The 16219-nt window shown below is 62.9% G+C and carries 16 protein-coding genes; 15 read left to right on the forward strand and 1 reads right to left on the reverse strand.

The genetic code is table 11. The annotated features are described in order from the left end of the window. Nucleotides 1-71 precede the first annotated feature (71 nt). The 8 genes from ligM to ACQK2M_RS10480 all read left to right on the forward strand — a co-directional run bounded on the left by ligM (nucleotide 72) and on the right by ACQK2M_RS10480 (nucleotide 9658). A complete protein-coding gene (ligM, locus tag ACQK2M_RS10445) occupies nucleotides 72-1481 on the forward strand; it encodes a vanillate/3-O-methylgallate O-demethylase (protein WP_425417745.1) in 1410 nt (469 codons plus the stop codon). Between the two features lie 221 nt (nucleotides 1482-1702). Continuing rightward, on the forward strand, nucleotides 1703-2599 hold the full coding sequence (locus ACQK2M_RS10450) for a methylenetetrahydrofolate reductase (protein ID WP_425417746.1): 897 nt from the start codon (nucleotides 1703-1705) through the stop codon (nucleotides 2597-2599). Nucleotides 2600-2713: 114 nt separating this feature from the next. Continuing rightward, nucleotides 2714-3610 carry a LysR family transcriptional regulator gene (locus tag ACQK2M_RS10455; protein ID WP_425417747.1) on the forward strand — a complete coding sequence of 299 codons (897 nt, stop codon included), beginning with the start codon at nucleotides 2714-2716 and terminating at the stop codon, nucleotides 3608-3610. A gap of 95 nt (nucleotides 3611-3705) precedes the next feature. Further along, the gene (locus tag ACQK2M_RS10460; RefSeq protein ID WP_425417748.1) at nucleotides 3706-4185 is read left to right on the forward strand and encodes a formate dehydrogenase subunit gamma; all 480 of its coding nucleotides are present in this window, start codon (nucleotides 3706-3708) and stop codon (nucleotides 4183-4185) included. Continuing rightward, nucleotides 4182-5738, forward strand: a complete 1557-nt coding sequence (locus tag ACQK2M_RS10465) for a formate dehydrogenase beta subunit (protein ID WP_425417749.1) — start codon at nucleotides 4182-4184, stop codon at nucleotides 5736-5738. Before ACQK2M_RS10460 ends, ACQK2M_RS10465 begins: the two co-directional genes overlap by 4 nt. Before the next feature lie 4 nt (nucleotides 5739-5742). Next, complete coding sequence (gene fdhF / locus ACQK2M_RS10470) at nucleotides 5743-8619, forward strand: formate dehydrogenase subunit alpha (RefSeq protein ID WP_425417750.1); 2877 nt, start codon at nucleotides 5743-5745, stop codon at nucleotides 8617-8619. 9 nt (nucleotides 8620-8628) lie between these two features. Beyond that, entirely contained in the window at nucleotides 8629-9444 is an 816-nt protein-coding gene (fdhD, locus tag ACQK2M_RS10475; RefSeq protein ID WP_425420018.1) for a formate dehydrogenase accessory sulfurtransferase FdhD, read from the forward strand. Then, nucleotides 9434-9658 (forward strand): formate dehydrogenase subunit delta, encoded by a 225-nt coding sequence (locus ACQK2M_RS10480; protein WP_223475516.1) that lies wholly within the window; start codon nucleotides 9434-9436, stop codon nucleotides 9656-9658. The genes fdhD and ACQK2M_RS10480 overlap by 11 nt, the downstream gene beginning before the upstream one ends. Before the next feature lie 71 nt (nucleotides 9659-9729). On the opposite strand, the gene ACQK2M_RS10485 is transcribed toward ACQK2M_RS10480, so the two are convergent. Continuing rightward, nucleotides 9730-9870, reverse strand: coding sequence for a hypothetical protein (locus ACQK2M_RS10485; RefSeq protein ID WP_425417751.1), 141 nt, complete (start codon nucleotides 9868-9870; stop codon nucleotides 9730-9732). 71 nt (nucleotides 9871-9941) lie between these two features. Between ACQK2M_RS10485 and ACQK2M_RS10490 the strand changes: the two genes are divergently transcribed. From ACQK2M_RS10490 to hypB, 7 genes are read left to right on the forward strand one after another with little or no spacing between them, the layout of a single operon-like run. Next, complete coding sequence (locus tag ACQK2M_RS10490) at nucleotides 9942-11819, forward strand: NAD(P)H-dependent oxidoreductase subunit E (protein WP_425417752.1); 1878 nt, start codon at nucleotides 9942-9944, stop codon at nucleotides 11817-11819. Further along, nucleotides 11816-12535 (forward strand): 2Fe-2S iron-sulfur cluster-binding protein, encoded by a 720-nt coding sequence (locus ACQK2M_RS10495; protein WP_425417753.1) that lies wholly within the window; start codon nucleotides 11816-11818, stop codon nucleotides 12533-12535. The genes ACQK2M_RS10490 and ACQK2M_RS10495 overlap by 4 nt, the downstream gene beginning before the upstream one ends. Beyond that, complete coding sequence (locus tag ACQK2M_RS10500; RefSeq protein ID WP_223475513.1) at nucleotides 12528-13097, forward strand: NADP oxidoreductase; 570 nt, start codon at nucleotides 12528-12530, stop codon at nucleotides 13095-13097. Before ACQK2M_RS10495 ends, ACQK2M_RS10500 begins: the two co-directional genes overlap by 8 nt. A 15-nt stretch (nucleotides 13098-13112) precedes the next feature. Beyond that, complete coding sequence (locus ACQK2M_RS10505) at nucleotides 13113-14555, forward strand: Ni/Fe hydrogenase subunit alpha (protein WP_425417754.1); 1443 nt, start codon at nucleotides 13113-13115, stop codon at nucleotides 14553-14555. 10 nt (nucleotides 14556-14565) lie between these two features. After that, the gene (locus ACQK2M_RS10510) at nucleotides 14566-15048 is read left to right on the forward strand and encodes a hydrogenase maturation protease (RefSeq protein ID WP_425417755.1); all 483 of its coding nucleotides are present in this window, start codon (nucleotides 14566-14568) and stop codon (nucleotides 15046-15048) included. Between the two features lie 12 nt (nucleotides 15049-15060). Further along, complete coding sequence (gene hypA / locus ACQK2M_RS10515; protein WP_425417756.1) at nucleotides 15061-15402, forward strand: hydrogenase maturation nickel metallochaperone HypA; 342 nt, start codon at nucleotides 15061-15063, stop codon at nucleotides 15400-15402. After that, nucleotides 15402-16193 carry a hydrogenase nickel incorporation protein HypB gene (gene hypB / locus ACQK2M_RS10520; protein WP_425417757.1) on the forward strand — a complete coding sequence of 264 codons (792 nt, stop codon included), beginning with the start codon at nucleotides 15402-15404 and terminating at the stop codon, nucleotides 16191-16193. The genes hypA and hypB overlap by 1 nt, the downstream gene beginning before the upstream one ends. Nucleotides 16194-16219 lie beyond the last annotated feature (26 nt).

The following is a 16219-nucleotide window of genomic DNA, read 5'->3' on the forward strand; positions in this document are numbered from 1 at the left end:
TTGCTTGCAACGTCGCGTCGTATCCGGCACAGAATGTATACACGACAGCTTCACAGACGGGAGGAATGCAAATGTCGAATTCGTCACTGGCCGCAGCAATGAAGGAATCCGGCAATCCGGTTCAGATGCTGCGCGACTCCAAAATCGGTATGTATGTATACCCGGTTGTTGCGCCCGAGTTTTCAAACTGGCGCGACGAACAGCGTGCCTGGCGCGATTCCGCGGTTCTCTTCGACCAGTCGCACCACATGGACGAGTTGATCGTCGAAGGCCCGCAGGCGACCGAGTTTCTTGCCTATCACGGCATCAACTCGTTCTCGAACTTCAACCTGAACCGCGCCAAGCACTATGTGCCCGTGACGCCGGCAGGGCATGTGATCGGCGATCACATCATTTTCCGCGAGCGTGAAGACAAATACATCCTTGTCGGCCGCGCGCCGACGTCGAACTGGCTGATGTTCGCTGCCTCCTGGGGCAAGTGGAACGTTCGGCTGCGGTACGATCCGCGTTCGCCGTCGCGCCCCGAGGGCGAGCGCGTGCTGCGCGAGCATTACCGCTTCCAGATCCAGGGTCCGGACGCGCCGAAGATCTTCGAGAAGATGAATGGCGGACCGATCCCGGAGATCAAGTTCTTCCATGTCGACTGGATCAATATCGGCTCCAAGCGCGTTCAGGCGCTGCGCCACGGCATGTCCGGCGCGCCGGGTCTCGAAGTCTGGGGTCCCTACAAGGACAAGGACTACATTCACTCGACGATTCTGCAGGCGGCGAAGGATGCCGGCGTGAATCTCGTTCAGTGCGGCAGCCGCGCCTATTCGACCAACACGCTGGAGTCCGGCTGGATTCCGTCTCCGCTGCCGGGCATCTATACCGGCGACGGCATGGTGGCCGACTATCGCGAATGGCTGGGCGCTGACATGTACGAGGCGGCGGGCGCCATCGGTGGTTCCTTCGTTTCGGACAATATCGAAGACTACTACGTCAACCCGTTCGAACTGGGCTACGACTTCTATATCGGCTGGAAGAAGGACGATTTCGTCGGCAAGGACGCTCTTGTGAAGATGAAAGGCTCCGCCTCCAACCGCAAGAAGGTCACCTTCGAGTGGAACAAGGAGGACGTGCTGAAGGTCATCGCGTCGGCCTTCGAGCAGGGTACGCCCTACAAGTGGATCGACTTCCCGCAGCCCAACTACGCCTCTTCCTCGGCCGACATGGTCATGCAGGGCGACAAGATGGTCGGCATGTCGATGTTCAACGGTTACTCGTTCAACGAGCGCTGCCTGCTGTCGCTGGGCGTCGTGGATCAGTCCGTCGAAGTCGGCGATGTCCTGACCATGAAATGGGGCGAACCGGAAACGACCGGCAAGACCTCGACCGAAGAACACCAGCAGACCGAGATCCGAGTTCGCGTCTCGCCGACGCCTTATGCCGCCGAAGCCCGCGAAAACTATGCGGACAGCTGGCGCACCAAGCAGTCCTGACGGCTTCGGGACAGAAATTTGCCCGGCTCAGGCCGGGACGGGAAAGGCGGCGCTTCGGCGCCGCCTTTTTTCGTCGGTCGCAGTCGATTGCCAAGACTATGTATACAAAAATTCTCGCATTATGAGAAAAACTGCGCTATATAGCTCCATATGAGAGCTTCTGCATGGCGCGAAGCTCTGTGTGTACACATTCGCTGATCTTGTGTGGAGGAGACACGGCCATGCTCAACATCCTGAATCGTGGAAAGTCAGAGAAGGCGGCGTCGGCTTATCCGCTTGGGGATTTTCTCGACGGCTTTTCCATCGAGGTGATGCCGCGCACGGCCGCCAAGGTTTCCGATTTCAAGGCGCTGCTGCCGGCCGGCACGCGGGTCTACATCGCGCATATAGAGGGCACGCCGATCGAGGATATGGTCGATACGGCGAAGAGGCTCGCAGGCGACGGCTTTGCCGTCATGCCGCATTTTCCCGCGCGCATCATCAAGGATCGGGCGACGCTTGAGGACTGGATCGCGCGCTATCGCGGCGAGGCTGGCGTCGAGCAGGCGCTGCTGCTTGCCGGCGGCGTGGAAAAGCCCTATGGCGCGTTCGACAGTTCCATCGGGCTGATCGAGACCGGTCTGTTCGACACGCATGGTTTCAAGCGTCTGCATGTCGCGGGACATCCGGAAGGCAACCGTGACATCGATGCCGACGGCTCGACCCGTGAGGTCGACGCGGCGTTGCGCTGGAAGCAGGCATGGTCGGAAAAGTCCGATGCCGAGATGGCGATTGTCACGCAGTTCGCCTTTGACGCCCGTCCGGTCATCGCCTGGGCCGAGCGGCTACGCAACGACGGCATCACTCTGCCGATCCATGTCGGGATCGCCGGACCCGCAAAGCTGCAGACCCTGCTGAAATATGCGGTTGCCTGCGGCGTCGGACCGTCGCTCAAGGTGTTGCAGAAACGGGCGATGGATGTCTCGAAGCTGTTGCTTCCCTACGAGCCGACAGAGGTCGTGTCCGATCTTGCCGCCTATGCCGCCGACAATCCCGACAGCCTGATCGCCAAGGCGCATTTCTTCCCGCTTGGCGGCATCAACGCCAACGCGACATGGATCGCCGGCAACGCCAGCTAATCGGGCAGGCGGCGCGACGACGGCACTTCGCGGGCTCTACATCTGACAACCGTCGTTGCGGCGGGCTTTTCGATTTGCGATAGGTCGGCGTGAACCGAAAGGCGGTCCCGCGCCATGATCGACAAGCTTGAATTCTTCCTGGCGCTCGCGCGCGAGCAGCACTTCGGCAAGGCGGCCCAAGCCTGCAATGTCAGTCAGCCGACGCTGTCGGCTTCCATCAAGCAACTGGAGGACCAGCTTGGCGTCAAGCTCGTGCAGCGCGGATCACGCTACCAGGGGCTGACGCCGGAAGGCGAGCGCGTGCGTGACTGGGCCCGGCGGATCGTCGGTGACGCGCGCGCCATGCGTATGGAAATCCGCGCCGCGCGGCACGGGCTGCTCGGGCGGGTGCGCATTGCGGCGATCCCGACGGCCTTGCCGATGGTGCGCGAACTGACGGCGGCGTTTCATGCGCTGCATCCCGGCGTCACCTTCATGGTGTTGTCGCGAACCTCGGCCGAAATCCTCGAACTGATCGACAATCTCGAGGTCGATGTCGGCATCACCTATCTCGCCAACGAGCCGCTGGGTCGCGTCTCGGTCGTCCCCCTTTACGAAGAACGCTACATGTTCGTGACCGCCGTTCCCGAACTCTTCGCGGAGCGGCCGACGGTGACGTGGAGCGAGGTCAGCCAAACGCCGCTCTGCCTGCTGACGCCCGACATGCAGAACCGCCGCATCATCAATCATTACTTCGAGGAAGTCGGTGTCGAGGCGAAGCCGGTGCTCGAGTCCGATTCCATGATCGCGCTTGTTTCGCATGTGCTCGGTGGCGTGTGGTCCTCGATCCTGCCGGCCAAGGTAGCGGCGATCTTCAACGAGGCGGGTACGATCCGGGCCATACCACTGTCCGAACCCGATGCGATCCAGATGATCGGCGCCGTCGCCGACGAGCGCGAGCCGCGCACGCCGGTCATCGAAGCGCTGCTGAAATGCGCCTCGACGGTCGCCGGTCGGATGAAGGATTTTTGATAGGCATTTCCTATCAAGCGACGGAAATCCATTATTGATCCCGAATGGGAAATTCTGGCATTCTGGGCTCCCGCGGCCACTATCGGAGGAACGACATGGTATCGAACCTGTCGCCCGACTTCAGCGGCGATCGCGTTGCGGCGATCGTCGACGAACTTGTTGATCTCGAAGGACCTTTGCTTCCGATCCTGCATGCGGTGCAGGAGGAGTTCGGGTGCGTCCCGCAGGACGCATTGCCGGTCATCGCGAAGAAGCTCAATCTTAGCCGTGCCGAGGTGCATGGCGTGATGAGCTTCTATCACGATTTCCGGGAGCAGCCTGCCGGCCGCCACACGGTGAAGATCTGCCGGGCGGAAGCCTGCCAGTCGATGGGCGGCGACCGCATCGCGGAACACGCGAAGGGCCGCTTCAAGGTGGATTTCGGACAGACCGCGCCGGACGGCTCGGTGACCCTCGAAGCCGCCTACTGCCTCGGTCTTTGCGCCTGCGCGCCGGCGGCGATGGTTGACGGCAAGGTTGTCGGTCGGGTCGACGAAGCGCGCATCGACGCTATCTCCTCCGAGGTGAGATCATGACGGTCACGGTCTACATACCCGGCGATTCCGGTGCATTGGCGCTCGGCGCGGACGATATCGCGCAGGCGCTTGCGGATGAAGCCACGAAACGCGGCGCGGAGATCGCCATCGTGCGCAACGGGTCGCGCGGGCTTTACTGGCTGGAGCCGATGGTCGAGGTCGCGACCGACACGGGACGCATCGCCTACGGACCGGTCGCGGCGGGTGACGTCGCATCGCTGTTCGACGCGGATTTCCTTTCCGGCGGCGATCATGCTCTTTCGCTCGGCGATCCGGGCGAGATCCCGTTCCTGAAAAACCAGACGCGCCTGACTTTCGCGCGGTGCGGCATCGTCGATCCGCTTTCGCTGGAAGATTACGAGGCGCATGGCGGGCTGACGGGCCTGCGCAAGGCCGTCGTCATGACCGCCTCCGACATCGTGCAGACGGTGACCGACTCCGGCCTGCGTGGACGCGGCGGAGCCGGGTTCCCGACCGGCATCAAGTGGAAGACCGTGCTCGATGCGGCCGGTCCGCAGAAATACATCGTCTGCAATGCCGACGAGGGCGACAGCGGCACTTTCGCCGACCGGATGATCATGGAGGGCGATCCTTTCGTCCTGATCGAGGGCATGGCGATTGCCGGCCTCGCGACGGCGGCTACCAAGGGCTACATCTATCTGCGCTCGGAATATCCGGATGCGATCCGTGTCATGAATGCGGCGATCGGCATCGCCCGCGAAAAGGGCGTGCTCGGTGTGTCGGTACTCGGTTCCGGCAAGGCGTTCGATATCGAGGTGCGGGTCGGCGCGGGCGCTTATGTCTGCGGCGAGGAAACCTCGCTTCTCAATTCGCTGGAAGGCAAGCGCGGCGTTGTGCGCGCCAAACCGCCGCTGCCCGCCCATGAAGGGTTCATGGCGCGACCGACGGTCGTCAACAATGTCATCTCGCTCGCTTCGGTGCCGGTCATTCTCGACAAGGGCGCGGAATATTATCGCGATTTCGGCATGGGCCGGTCGCGCGGCACGATCCCGATCCAGATCGCCGGCAATGTGAAGCATGGCGGGCTCTACGAAACGGCCTTCGGCCTGACGCTCGGCGAAATCGTCGACGAGATCGGCGGCGGCACGGCGACGGGCCGGCCGGTCAAGGCGGTGCAGGTGGGCGGCCCGCTCGGCGCCTATTTCCCGCGAGACTTGTTCGACACGCCTTTCGACTACGAGGCATTCGCCGGAAAGGACGGGTTGATCGGCCATGCCGGCATCACCGTCTTCGACGAGACCGCCGATATGATGAAACAGGCGCGTTTCGCCTTCGAGTTCTGCGCCATCGAGAGCTGCGGCAAGTGCACGCCATGCCGTATCGGCGCGGTTCGCGGTGCGGAGACCGTCGAAAAGATCATGCAGGGCATCGAGCCGGAAAAGAACATCGCGCTGGTCGAAGACCTCTGCAACACGATGAAGTTCGGGTCGCTCTGCGCGCTCGGCGGCTTCACGCCCTATCCGGTGATGAGCGCGCTGACGCATTTCCCGGACGATTTCCGCAAGAACCCTTTCCTGCAAGCAGCGGAGTGAGACCATGCGCCTGATCCAAGAGACCGATTTCGGCACACCCGCTTCCCAAACCGAAAAAACCGTCACGCTGACCGTCGACGGGTTCGATGTGACGGTGCCCGAAGGCACCTCCGTCATGCGCGCCTCGATGGAGGCGGGTATCCAGATCCCGAAACTCTGCGCCACCGACATGGTCGATGCGTTCGGCTCGTGCCGCATGTGTCTTGTCGAGATCGAGGGACGGCGCGGCACGCCTTCGTCCTGCACGACGCCGGTTGCCGACGGCATGGTCGTCCATACCCAGACCGAGCAGTTGAAGGGCCTGCGGCGCGGCGTGATGGAGCTCTATATCTCCGATCACCCGCTTGACTGCCTGACCTGTGCTGCCAATGGCGACTGCGAATTGCAGGACATGGCCGGCGCGGTCGGCCTGCGCGACGTGCGCTACGGCTACGAAGGCGACAATCACGTTCAGACCCGCAATGGCGACCAGCCCAACATGCGCTGGATGCCGAAGGACGAATCGAACCCGTATTTCACCTATGATCCGTCGAAATGCATCGTCTGCTCGCGCTGCGTGCGCGCCTGCGAGGAAGTGCAGGGCACCTTCGCGCTGACCATCGAGGGCAGGGGCTTCGACAGTCGCGTGTCGCCGGGCATGCATGAGGATTTCCTGTCGTCGGAATGCGTCTCCTGCGGCGCTTGCGTGCAGGCCTGCCCGACCGCGACGCTGACCGAGAAGTCCGTTATCGAGATCGGCCAGCCGGAGCATTCGGTCGTCACGACCTGCGCCTATTGCGGCGTCGGCTGCTCGTTCAAGGCGGAAATGCGCGGCGAGGAACTGGTGCGTATGGTGCCCTACAAGGACGGAAAGGCGAACCGTGGCCACAGCTGCGTCAAGGGCCGCTTCGCCTGGGGCTACGCCAATCACAAGGACCGCATCCTCAACCCGATGATCCGCGAGACCATCGACGAGCCATGGCGCGAGGTGTCCTGGGAAGAAGCATTGAGCTTTACGGCCAACAAGCTGAAAAAGCTGCAGAAAGACCACGGCAAGAATTCCATCGGCGTGATCACCTCGTCGCGCTGCACGAATGAGGAGACCTTTCTCGTCCAGAAGCTGACGCGTGCGGTCTTCGGCAACAACAACACCGACACCTGCGCCCGCGTCTGCCATTCGCCGACCGGCTACGGCCTCGGCCAGGCCTTCGGAACCTCGGCGGGCACGCAGGATTTCGACTCGGTCGAGCATACGGATGTCGTCATCGTCGTCGGCGCGAACCCGACGGACGGCCATCCTGTTTTCGGCAGCCGTCTCAAGAAGCGCCTGCGCGAGGGCGCGAAGCTGATCGTCATCGACCCGCGCCGTATCGACCTCGTGCGCACGCCGCATGTCGCGGCATCGCATCACCTGCCGCTGAAGCCCGGCACGAATGTCGCCGTGATGACCGCTCTGTCGCATGTGATCGTCACCGAAGGGCTGATCGACGAGGCCTTCATCCGCGAGCGCTGCGACTGGGACGAGTTCCAGGACTATGCCGAATTCGTCTCCGACGAGAAGCACTCGCCGGAAGCGACCGAAGCCTATACCGGCGTTCCGGCCGGGGAACTGCGCGCCGCAGCGCGGCTGTTCGCGACCGGCGGCAATGGCGCGATCTATTACGGCCTGGGCGTGACCGAGCACAGCCAGGGCTCGACCACGGTGATGGCGATCGCCAATCTCGCCATGCTCACCGGCAATATCGGCCGGCCGGGCGTCGGCGTGAACCCGTTGCGCGGCCAGAACAACGTGCAGGGCTCCTGCGACATGGGCTCCTTCCCGCACGAACTGCCGGGCTATCGCCATGTGAAGCTGCCGGAAGTCCGCGAAATCTTCGAGAGCCTGTGGGGCGTGGAGATCGACCCGGAGCCGGGCCTGCGCATTCCGAACATGCTCGACGCGGCCGTCGATGGCACGTTCAAGGGCATCTACATCCAGGGCGAGGACATTCTCCAGTCCGATCCGGACACGCATCATGTCGCCGCCGGCCTCGCCGCAATGGAATGCGTGATCGTTCACGACCTCTTCCTCAACGAGACCGCCAACTACGCGCATGTCTTCCTGCCGGGATCGACCTTCCTGGAGAAGGACGGCACGTTCACCAATGCGGAGCGGCGCATCAACCGCGTGCGCAAGGTGATGAGCCCGAAGAACGGTTATGCCGACTGGGAGGTCACTCAGCTTCTCGCAAACGCGATGGGCGCGAACTGGACCTACACCCATCCAAGCCAGGTGATGGAAGAGATCGCGGCGACGACGCCGAGCTTCGCCAATGTCACCTACGCGTTGCTGGAGGAAAAGGGCTCGGTGCAGTGGCCCTGCAACGATGCCAACCCCGAAGGTTCGCCGGTCATGCATGTCGACGGCTTCGTGCGCGGCAAGGGCAAGTTCATCGTCACCGAATATGTGGCGACGGACGAACGCACCGGCCCGCGCTTCCCACTCCTGCTGACGACCGGCCGCATCCTGTCGCAATACAATGTCGGCGCGCAGACGCGGCGCACGCCGAACAGCGTCTGGCATGACGAGGACCGGCTCGAAATCCACCCGCATGACGCCGAACAGCGCGGCATCCGCGACGGCGACTATGTGCGGCTCGCCAGCCGGGCGGGGGAGACCTCACTTCGCGCGCTGATCACCGACCGTGTCGCGCCCGGTGTCGTCTACACGACGTTCCACCATCCGGGCACGCAGGCCAACGTCATCACGACCGACTATTCGGACTGGGCGACCAATTGTCCGGAATACAAGGTGACTGCTGTGCAGGTGACGCCTTCCAACGGGCCGACGGAGTGGCAGGTCGAATACGAGGAGCAGGCGAAGCAGGCGCGGCGCATCGTCCATGCGGAGCCGGCCGAGTAGGCCATGCCGATGCGTTCCCTGCGATCCTTCGAACGGCAATTCCGGCGCGCTGGGCGCGCCGGATCCGGCCCGCGCATGCTGGCGGAGGAAACGCCGGTGGCGCTCAGCTACAATGGCGTGACGCAAGCCGTGATGATGGCGACGCCATCGGACCTCGAGGATTTCGCCGTCGGTTTTTCTCTCAACGAGGAGATCGTCGCGACGCCCGCCGATATCGAGACGATCGAGGCCGTCGAATCCGATGACGGCATAGACCTTCAGATCCGCGTGACCGAGGAAATCGGCGAACGCCTGGCGAAACGCCGACGCGCAATGGCAGGTCCCGTCGGATGCGGGCTGTGCGGGGTCGAAAGCATAGAGGAAGCGGTAAAGCCGCGCGGCGTCGTCACGAGCGACTTCACGCTCGCCGCGGCCGATATCGCCGGCGCGATGGCGGCATTGACGAAGGTCCAGGCCATGAACGCCGAGACCGGCGCGGTCCATGCGGCCGGTTTCTGGAGCCCGCGGACCGGTCTTGCGGTCGCACGCGAGGATGTCGGGCGGCACAATGCGCTGGACAAGCTGGCCGGCGCTCTGGCGCGCAATGGTATCGATGGCGGTCAGGGCGCGGTGCTTCTGACCAGCCGCGTCTCGGTGGAGATGATCCAGAAAACCGTCGCGATCGGGTCACCTATCGTGCTCGCGATATCCGCGCCGACCGCGCTGGCGGTGCGCACGGCCGAGCAATCGAATGTCACGCTCGTCGCCGTTGTGCGCGGCGAGGACCACGAGATCTTCACGCATCCGTCGCGTATCACCAACGGAGAAATCGCCGATGTCGCCTGACAAGCTCGTCCGCATGGCCAACCAGATCGCCACCTTCTTCCGGTCGAAGCCGCATGACGAAGGCGTGGCGGGCGTCGCCGACCATATCAACAACTTTTGGGAACCGCGCATGCGCGCGCAGTTGTTCGACCTTTATGCCCAGGGCGGCGAGGGACTCGACGCGCTGGTGATCGAGGCCAGGGACAAGATCCGGCCGGTCACGCAGAGCGCCTGACCAAGGCTGATGCGTCGGATTGACGCATATCAATACGTGCTTTCCATCCCCGCGATAGCATCCGTCGTGAGTCACCCGGCGGAGGCAATTGTTTCCGTCGAGGCTTGAAGTATTTCCGATAACGGTGTGAACTGCGCCAGTACCGCACCATCGAACCAGCCATTTTCAGCGAGTAAGCCGATCATGTCAGCGAGCAAAGTGGCCAGTTTCATCTTGGATGGACCGGCACGGCTCATCGACCTGACATGCACGGATTGCTTGCGAGCCGAGCAGCGGAGATAGCATGTCCACAGCCGCTCAATCAGGCGATCCGGCCGGCCCGACCGTTTCCGTCCCGTCGATACCGGAAGAACAGATCGTCGCGATCTGCGAAACCTACGCCAATGACCGGCACCGCATGCTCGATATCCTGCGCGAGGTGCAGGACCGGTTTCGCTGGATTTCGCCGAAGGTCATGGAGACCGTCGCCCGCCAGACCGGTCTCTCGAGGATCGAGGTCGAGGGTGTGGCGAGCTTCTATTCGTTCCTGTCGCAAACGCCGAAAGGCCGCGTGACGATCAGGCTGTGCGACGACATTGTCGACCGCTTTGCCGGCCTTGCCGAGGTCGCGGGTATTTTCGAGCAGGAACTGGGCATCGGGATCGGGGAAACGTCCAGCGACGGTGCGTTCTCGCTCGAATACACGCCCTGCATCGGCCTGTGCGACCAGGCACCGGCCGCGATGGTCAACGATGTCGTGGTGACGAGCCTGACCCCCGAACGCGCCCGGCAATGGGCGCAGGCGCTCAAGGCCGGCACGCCGCCGGAAGAGATCGTCTCGGAGCGTTTTTCCGAATTGACGCCGCATGCGCGGGCGACAGAGCAGGTGGAGAACAATATTCGCCATGCGGGCGCGGTTCTGCTCGGTCCCGTGCCCGACAGCGCCGGACTGAAAAAGGCGCTCGACATGGCGCCGGCCCAGATCATTGACACGATCGAGGCAAGCGGCTTGCGCGGCTGCGGCGGGGCCGGTTTCACGACGGGGCGCAAATGGCGCTTCGCGGCGAGCGAACCGGCGGAGAAGCGCTACGTCCTGTGCAATGCGGATGAGGGCGAGCCCGGAACCTTCAAGGATCGTGTCCTGCTGACCGAACGGCCGCATCTGCTGGTCGAGGGCATGACCATCGCCGCGCGGGCCGTCGGCGCGCGTGAGGGGATCATCTATCTCCGCGGCGAATATGTCTATCTGCGCGAACTGATCGAAGAGGTCCTCGCGGACCGCCATGCGCGCGGTCTGCTGGGTGCGAATATCCTCGGCATCGACGGGTTCGATTTCGACTTGCGCGTCCAGATGGGCGCGGGGGCGTATATCTGCGGCGAGGAAGGCGCGCTGATCAGTTCATGTGAGGGGCTGCCCGGTGAACCGAAGACGCGGCCGCCTTTCCCCGTCAATCGCGGCTATCTCGGCTATCCGACCGTCGTCAACAATGTCGAGACCTTCTGCCATGCGGCCCGCATTCTCGATCGTGGCGCGCAATGGTTCTTCGACATAGGCGAGGAGGGCAGCCACGGCACCAAGCTGTTCAGCGTGTCCGGCGATTGCCTCAATCCCGGTATCTACGAATTGCCTTACGGTCTTGAAGTTCGTGAATTGCTGGAAATGGTCGGCGGCGAAGACGCGGCGGCGGTGCAGGTCGGCGGGCCGTCGGGAACGATGATCGCCCGCGACAGCTTCCATCGCCGGCTGACCTTCGACGACTTGGCGACCGGCGGGGCCGTAATCGTCTTTTCCGGCGAGCGCAATGTGCTGGAGATCGTCGAATACTACATGTCCTTTTTCGTGCATGAGAGCTGCGGCTACTGCACGCCGTGCCGTGTCGGCAACGTGTTCCTGCAAAAGGCGATTGGCAAGTTTCGCAAGGGCCTCGCCAATCCGGAGGACATCGATTACCTCAAGGACCTGTCGGGCACGATCATCGAGACCAGCCGCTGCGGCCTCGGCATGACGTCGCCCAACCCGATCCTGACCACGCTCGAAAACTTTCCCCTCGTCTATTCCGCGATGGTCAAACCGTCGAAGGACCGGATCCGGGCGACATTCGATATCCAGTCGGCCATCGAAGGCGCGCGCAAACTGGCGAAGCGCCGCTCCTACATCTACGACAGGGATTTTTCGAAGTGAGCGATCAGGACATCACCTTCACGATCGACGGCGTCGAAATCACGGCGAAGCCCGGCCAGACGATCATGGAGGCTGCCGACGAGGCGGGCATCTACATTCCGCGCCTGTGCGACCACGAGGGATTGCGCCATCAGGGCGGCTGCCGGGTCTGTACGGTCAAGGCGAACGGGCGTAGCGTCGCCGCCTGCACGCAGCCCGCCGCGGCCGGAATCGAGGTCGAGAACGAAAACGCGCATGTCAACAAACTGCGGCGCGATCTGGTGGAGATGCTGTTTCACGAAGGCAATCATCTCTGCCCGATCTGCGAAGCCAGCGGCAATTGCGAGTTGCAGGCCATGGCCTACCGGCTGGAAATGGTCGACCCGACGCGGTTTCCCTATCTGGAACCCTGCCGCGCCGTCGATGCGTCGCACCCCGATATCGCGCTCGACACCAACCGCTGCATCAGTTGCGGACGGTGCATCCGGGCTTCGAAGGACGTCGATGGCAAGGGCGTGTTCGGCTATGTCGGGCGCGGCATTCACCGCCGCGTCGCGGTCAATGGCGAAGATCTCGCCCATACGGATGCGGATGCCGCCGATCACGCGATGTCGGACGAGGTCTGCCCGGTCGGCTGCATCATCCGCAAGCGCGTTGGCTTCGTGACGCCGATCGGCGAACGCGAATTCGACAAGGGCCTGATCGGCTACGAGATCGAGGGGAAGCGCCGTGGCTGAACCCAGAAAAGCCCGTATCGCGACGACTTCGCTTGCCGGGTGCTTCGGCTGCCACATGGCGATCCTCGATATCGACGAGCGTCTCATCGAACTGATGAAGCTTGTCGAGATCGACCGGTCGCCGCTGACCGATATCAAGCGGTTCACGCAGCGCTGCGACATCGGCATCATCGAGGGTGGCTGCTGCAACGAGGAAAACGTGCATGTCCTGCGCGATTTCCGGCGCAATTGCGATGTGCTGATCGCCATCGGACAATGCGCGATCATGGGTGGCCTGCCGGTGATGCGCAACGCCATCATGCATTCCGACGCGCCTTTGCGGGAGTGCCTCGAGGAGGCGTATATAACCGGGCGCTACATTCGCAACACGACGCACGACATCCCGAACGACCCGGCGCTGCCGTTGCTGCTCGACGAGGTCTATCCGTGCTCGGAAGTGGTCGAGATCGATTACCAGATTCCCGGTTGCGCGCCGACCGGCGATGTCATCTACGAGACGCTGACGAGCCTGCTCGCGGGCAAATTCCACGGTTTCGACCGCATGCATATCAAATTTGACTGATTGGAGCGGCGCGACATGGCCGAACCCAGACTGATCGAGATTTCGCCGGTGACCCGCGTCGAGGGGCACGGCAAGGTGACGATCCATCTCGACCGCGACAACAATGTCGACGAGGCGCGCCTGCATATCGTCGAGTTTCGCGGTTTCGAACGTTTCATTCGCGGACGCCTGCTCTGGGAGGTGCCGGTTATCGTGCAGCGCCTGTGCGGTATCTGCCCGGTCAGCCACCATCTCGCAGCCGCCAAGGCGATGGACGTCATATGTGGCGTCGACGAATTGCCGCCGACGGCGGAAAAGATGCGCCGGCTGATGCATTACGGACAGGTGATGCAGAGCCACGTGCTGCATTTCTTTCACCTGTCCGCGCCCGATCTGCTGTTCGGCTTCGGCGCGCCGGCCGAAAAGCGCAACATCTTCGAGGTCATCAAGGAGAACCCGGAGCTTGGCCGCCGCGCGGTCCTGATGCGGAAATTCGGCCAGGAGATCATCGAGGCGACGGCCGGCAAGAAGATTCACGGCACAGGGGCAATCCCCGGGGGGATCAACCGGAACCTGCCGATCGAAACCCGCGATGCCTTCCTGAAGACGATCGCCGACATGGAGGAATGGGCGCTCGACGCGCTGGCGCTTGCCCGCGGCTACAGCCTCGACCATGCGGACATCGTGGACAATTTCGCGTCGTTCCCCTCGAACTTCATGTCCATCGTGCGCGAGGGCGACGGCGCTCTCGATCTCTATCACGGCAATCTGCGCGCCCTCGATCCGCAGGGTGACGTCATCTTCGACCAGCTGGAATACAGCCGCTATCACGAGAAGATCGTCGAGGATGTGCGGTCGTGGTCCTATATGAAGTTCCCCTTCATTCGCGATCTCGGCGCGGAGAAGGGCTGGTATCGTGTCGGGCCGCTGGCGCGCATGAACACGGCAAGCTTCATCGACACACCGCTCGCCAATGAGGCGCACAAGGAATTGAAGGCGGTAACGGGCGGCGCACCGAACAATGCCGCGCTGAATAATCACTGGGCGCGGATGATCGAGGTGCTGCACTGCGTCGAGAAGATCAGGGAGCTCCTGCATGATCCGGACCTTCAGGGGACCGACCTACAGGCGAAGGGAGACCGTCGCGAAGAAGGTGTCGGCGTGATAGAGGCCCCGCGCGGCAACCTCATTCACCACTACCAGGTGGATGAGAACGACCAGGTAACCTATTGCAATCTCATCGTTTCTACGACGCACAACAATGATGCGATGAACAAGGCGGTCAAGGACGTGGCTGTCAAACACCTGTCGGGGCACGAACAGATCACCGAGGGCATGCTGAACCATGTCGAGGTGGCGATCCGCGCCTATGACCCGTGCCTTTCCTGCGCAACCCATGCGCTTGGGCAGATGCCTTTGCAGATCGAACTGTTCGACGCCGACGGCGCGCTGCTCGACAGCCGCGCGCAGGCTGCGTGAGGAGATGGCGGTGCTGCTGATCGGCTATGGCAACAGCGGACGGGGCGATGACGGGCTGGGCCCGGCTTTCGCCGACCGCATCGAAAGCGCCGGTCTCCCGGGCCTGTCGGTGGATATCGATTACCAGCTGACCGTCGATCATGCGCTGGCGGTGTCCGAGGCGGACAAAGTCGTTTTCGTCGATGCGTCGCTGGAGGCCGAAGGCGCGTATGATTTCGGTGAAGTCCGGGCGGGTGCGGGAACGCTGACGAGCCACAGTCTCACGCCCGCCACCGTGCTCGCTCTTGCGAAGACGCTTTATGACAGCGAACCCGAAGCCTATCTGCTTGGCATTGCGGGCCGGGAGTTCGGCGAGGTGAAGGAAGGGCTGAGCGAGACGGCGCGGAGCAATCTCGATCTTGCCGAAGCCTTCTTCCTGCAATGGTATGGCGAGACGGATTCCGTCACGAGCGGATGGCAACAGCCTGTCCGGACCGTGACGGGTGCGGCGTGACGGAACAGTGCGATGCATGAGATGTCGCTTTGCGAGAACATTCTCGGCATATTGAAGGAACAGGCGCTCGCGCAGAATTTCGAGACGGTGACGCGGGTCAGCGTCGAGATCGGATCGCTCTCCTGCGTGGAGCCGGAAGCGCTGCGTTTCGGCTTCGATGTCGTGATGCGCGGGAGCCTCGCCGAGGACGCGACGCTGGAGATCATCGAGACCGAGGCTCTGGCGGAGTGTCTCGACTGCGGCGCGACCAGTGCGATCGCCGAGCGCTACGATCCGTGTCCGATGTGCGGGTCGCATCGCCGCAAGGTCACGCGCGGTGAGGAATTCCGGATCAGGGAACTGGAGGTGAATTGATGTGTACCACCTGCGGATGCGGCGGCGACGGCGCCCGGATCGAGGGCGCGGCGCATGGCCATCACCACCACCACCATGATCACGGCCACAGTCATGCGGAGGACAGCCGCACGATCGCGCTGGAACTCGATATTCTTGCCAAGAACAATGCCTATGCCGCTGAAAACCGTTCGCTTTTCGCCGAGCGCGGCATCCTGGCGCTGAATCTTGTTTCGAGCCCCGGATCCGGCAAGACGGCGCTGCTGGTCAAGACGATCGGGATGCTGGGCGGGCGGCTGAAAAGCTACGTCGTCGAGGGTGACCAGCAGACGTCGAACGACGCCGACCGCATCCGCGCAACGGGCGCGCCGGCCGTACAGATCAATACGGGCAAGGGCTGCCATCTCGATGCGCATATGGTTGGTCACGCGGTGGAGCGTCTCGCGCCCACGGAGGGCTCGGTGGTGTTTATCGAGAATGTCGGCAATCTCGTCTGCCCGGCGGCGTTCGATCTCGGCGAGGCGCACAAAGTCGCGATCCTGTCCGTGACCGAGGGCGAGGACAAGCCACTCAAATATCCGGATATGTTCGCGGCTTCCGACCTTGTCCTGCTCAACAAGTCCGATCTGCTGCCGCATCTCGATTTCGACGTTGCCGAAACAATTGCGAATGCGCGCAAGGTCAATCCGTCGGTCAAGGTCCTGCAGGTTTCCGCGCGCAGCGGTGAGGGCATGGAGGCGTGGATCGCCTGGCTGACGGCGGCGCGCGGGATGGCGCTTGCCGGTCATCCGCTCGGCACCGCCGCGGAGTAGCGGGATCGACATCCCGACGGTCGGCA

It is taken from the genome of Oricola indica, from assembly GCF_965227485.1.
GTDB classification, from domain to species: Bacteria; Pseudomonadota; Alphaproteobacteria; order Rhizobiales; family Rhizobiaceae; genus Oricola; species Oricola indica.

Excerpts from the sequence above, each read along its gene's own strand:
- hypA (WP_425417756.1), top strand. The coding sequence starts at position 15,061 with ATGCATGAGATGTCGCTTTGCGAGAACATTCTCGGCATATTGAAGGAA.
- ligM (WP_425417745.1), top strand. The coding sequence starts at position 72 with ATGTCGAATTCGTCACTGGCCGCAGCAATGAAGGAATCCGGCAATCCG.
- ACQK2M_RS10485 (WP_425417751.1), bottom strand. The coding sequence starts at position 9,870 with ATGAAACTGGCCACTTTGCTCGCTGACATGATCGGCTTACTCGCTGAA.
- fdhF (WP_425417750.1), top strand. The coding sequence starts at position 5,743 with ATGCGCCTGATCCAAGAGACCGATTTCGGCACACCCGCTTCCCAAACC.
- ACQK2M_RS10460 (WP_425417748.1), top strand. The coding sequence starts at position 3,706 with ATGGTATCGAACCTGTCGCCCGACTTCAGCGGCGATCGCGTTGCGGCG.
- ACQK2M_RS10480 (WP_223475516.1), top strand. The coding sequence starts at position 9,434 with ATGTCGCCTGACAAGCTCGTCCGCATGGCCAACCAGATCGCCACCTTC.
- fdhD (WP_425420018.1), top strand. The coding sequence starts at position 8,629 with ATGCGTTCCCTGCGATCCTTCGAACGGCAATTCCGGCGCGCTGGGCGC.
- ACQK2M_RS10490 (WP_425417752.1), top strand. The coding sequence starts at position 9,942 with ATGTCCACAGCCGCTCAATCAGGCGATCCGGCCGGCCCGACCGTTTCC.
- ACQK2M_RS10505 (WP_425417754.1), top strand. The coding sequence starts at position 13,113 with ATGGCCGAACCCAGACTGATCGAGATTTCGCCGGTGACCCGCGTCGAG.
- ACQK2M_RS10450 (WP_425417746.1), top strand. The coding sequence starts at position 1,703 with ATGCTCAACATCCTGAATCGTGGAAAGTCAGAGAAGGCGGCGTCGGCT.
- ACQK2M_RS10465 (WP_425417749.1), top strand. The coding sequence starts at position 4,182 with ATGACGGTCACGGTCTACATACCCGGCGATTCCGGTGCATTGGCGCTC.
- ACQK2M_RS10455 (WP_425417747.1), top strand. The coding sequence starts at position 2,714 with ATGATCGACAAGCTTGAATTCTTCCTGGCGCTCGCGCGCGAGCAGCAC.
- hypB (WP_425417757.1), top strand. The coding sequence starts at position 15,402 with ATGTGTACCACCTGCGGATGCGGCGGCGACGGCGCCCGGATCGAGGGC.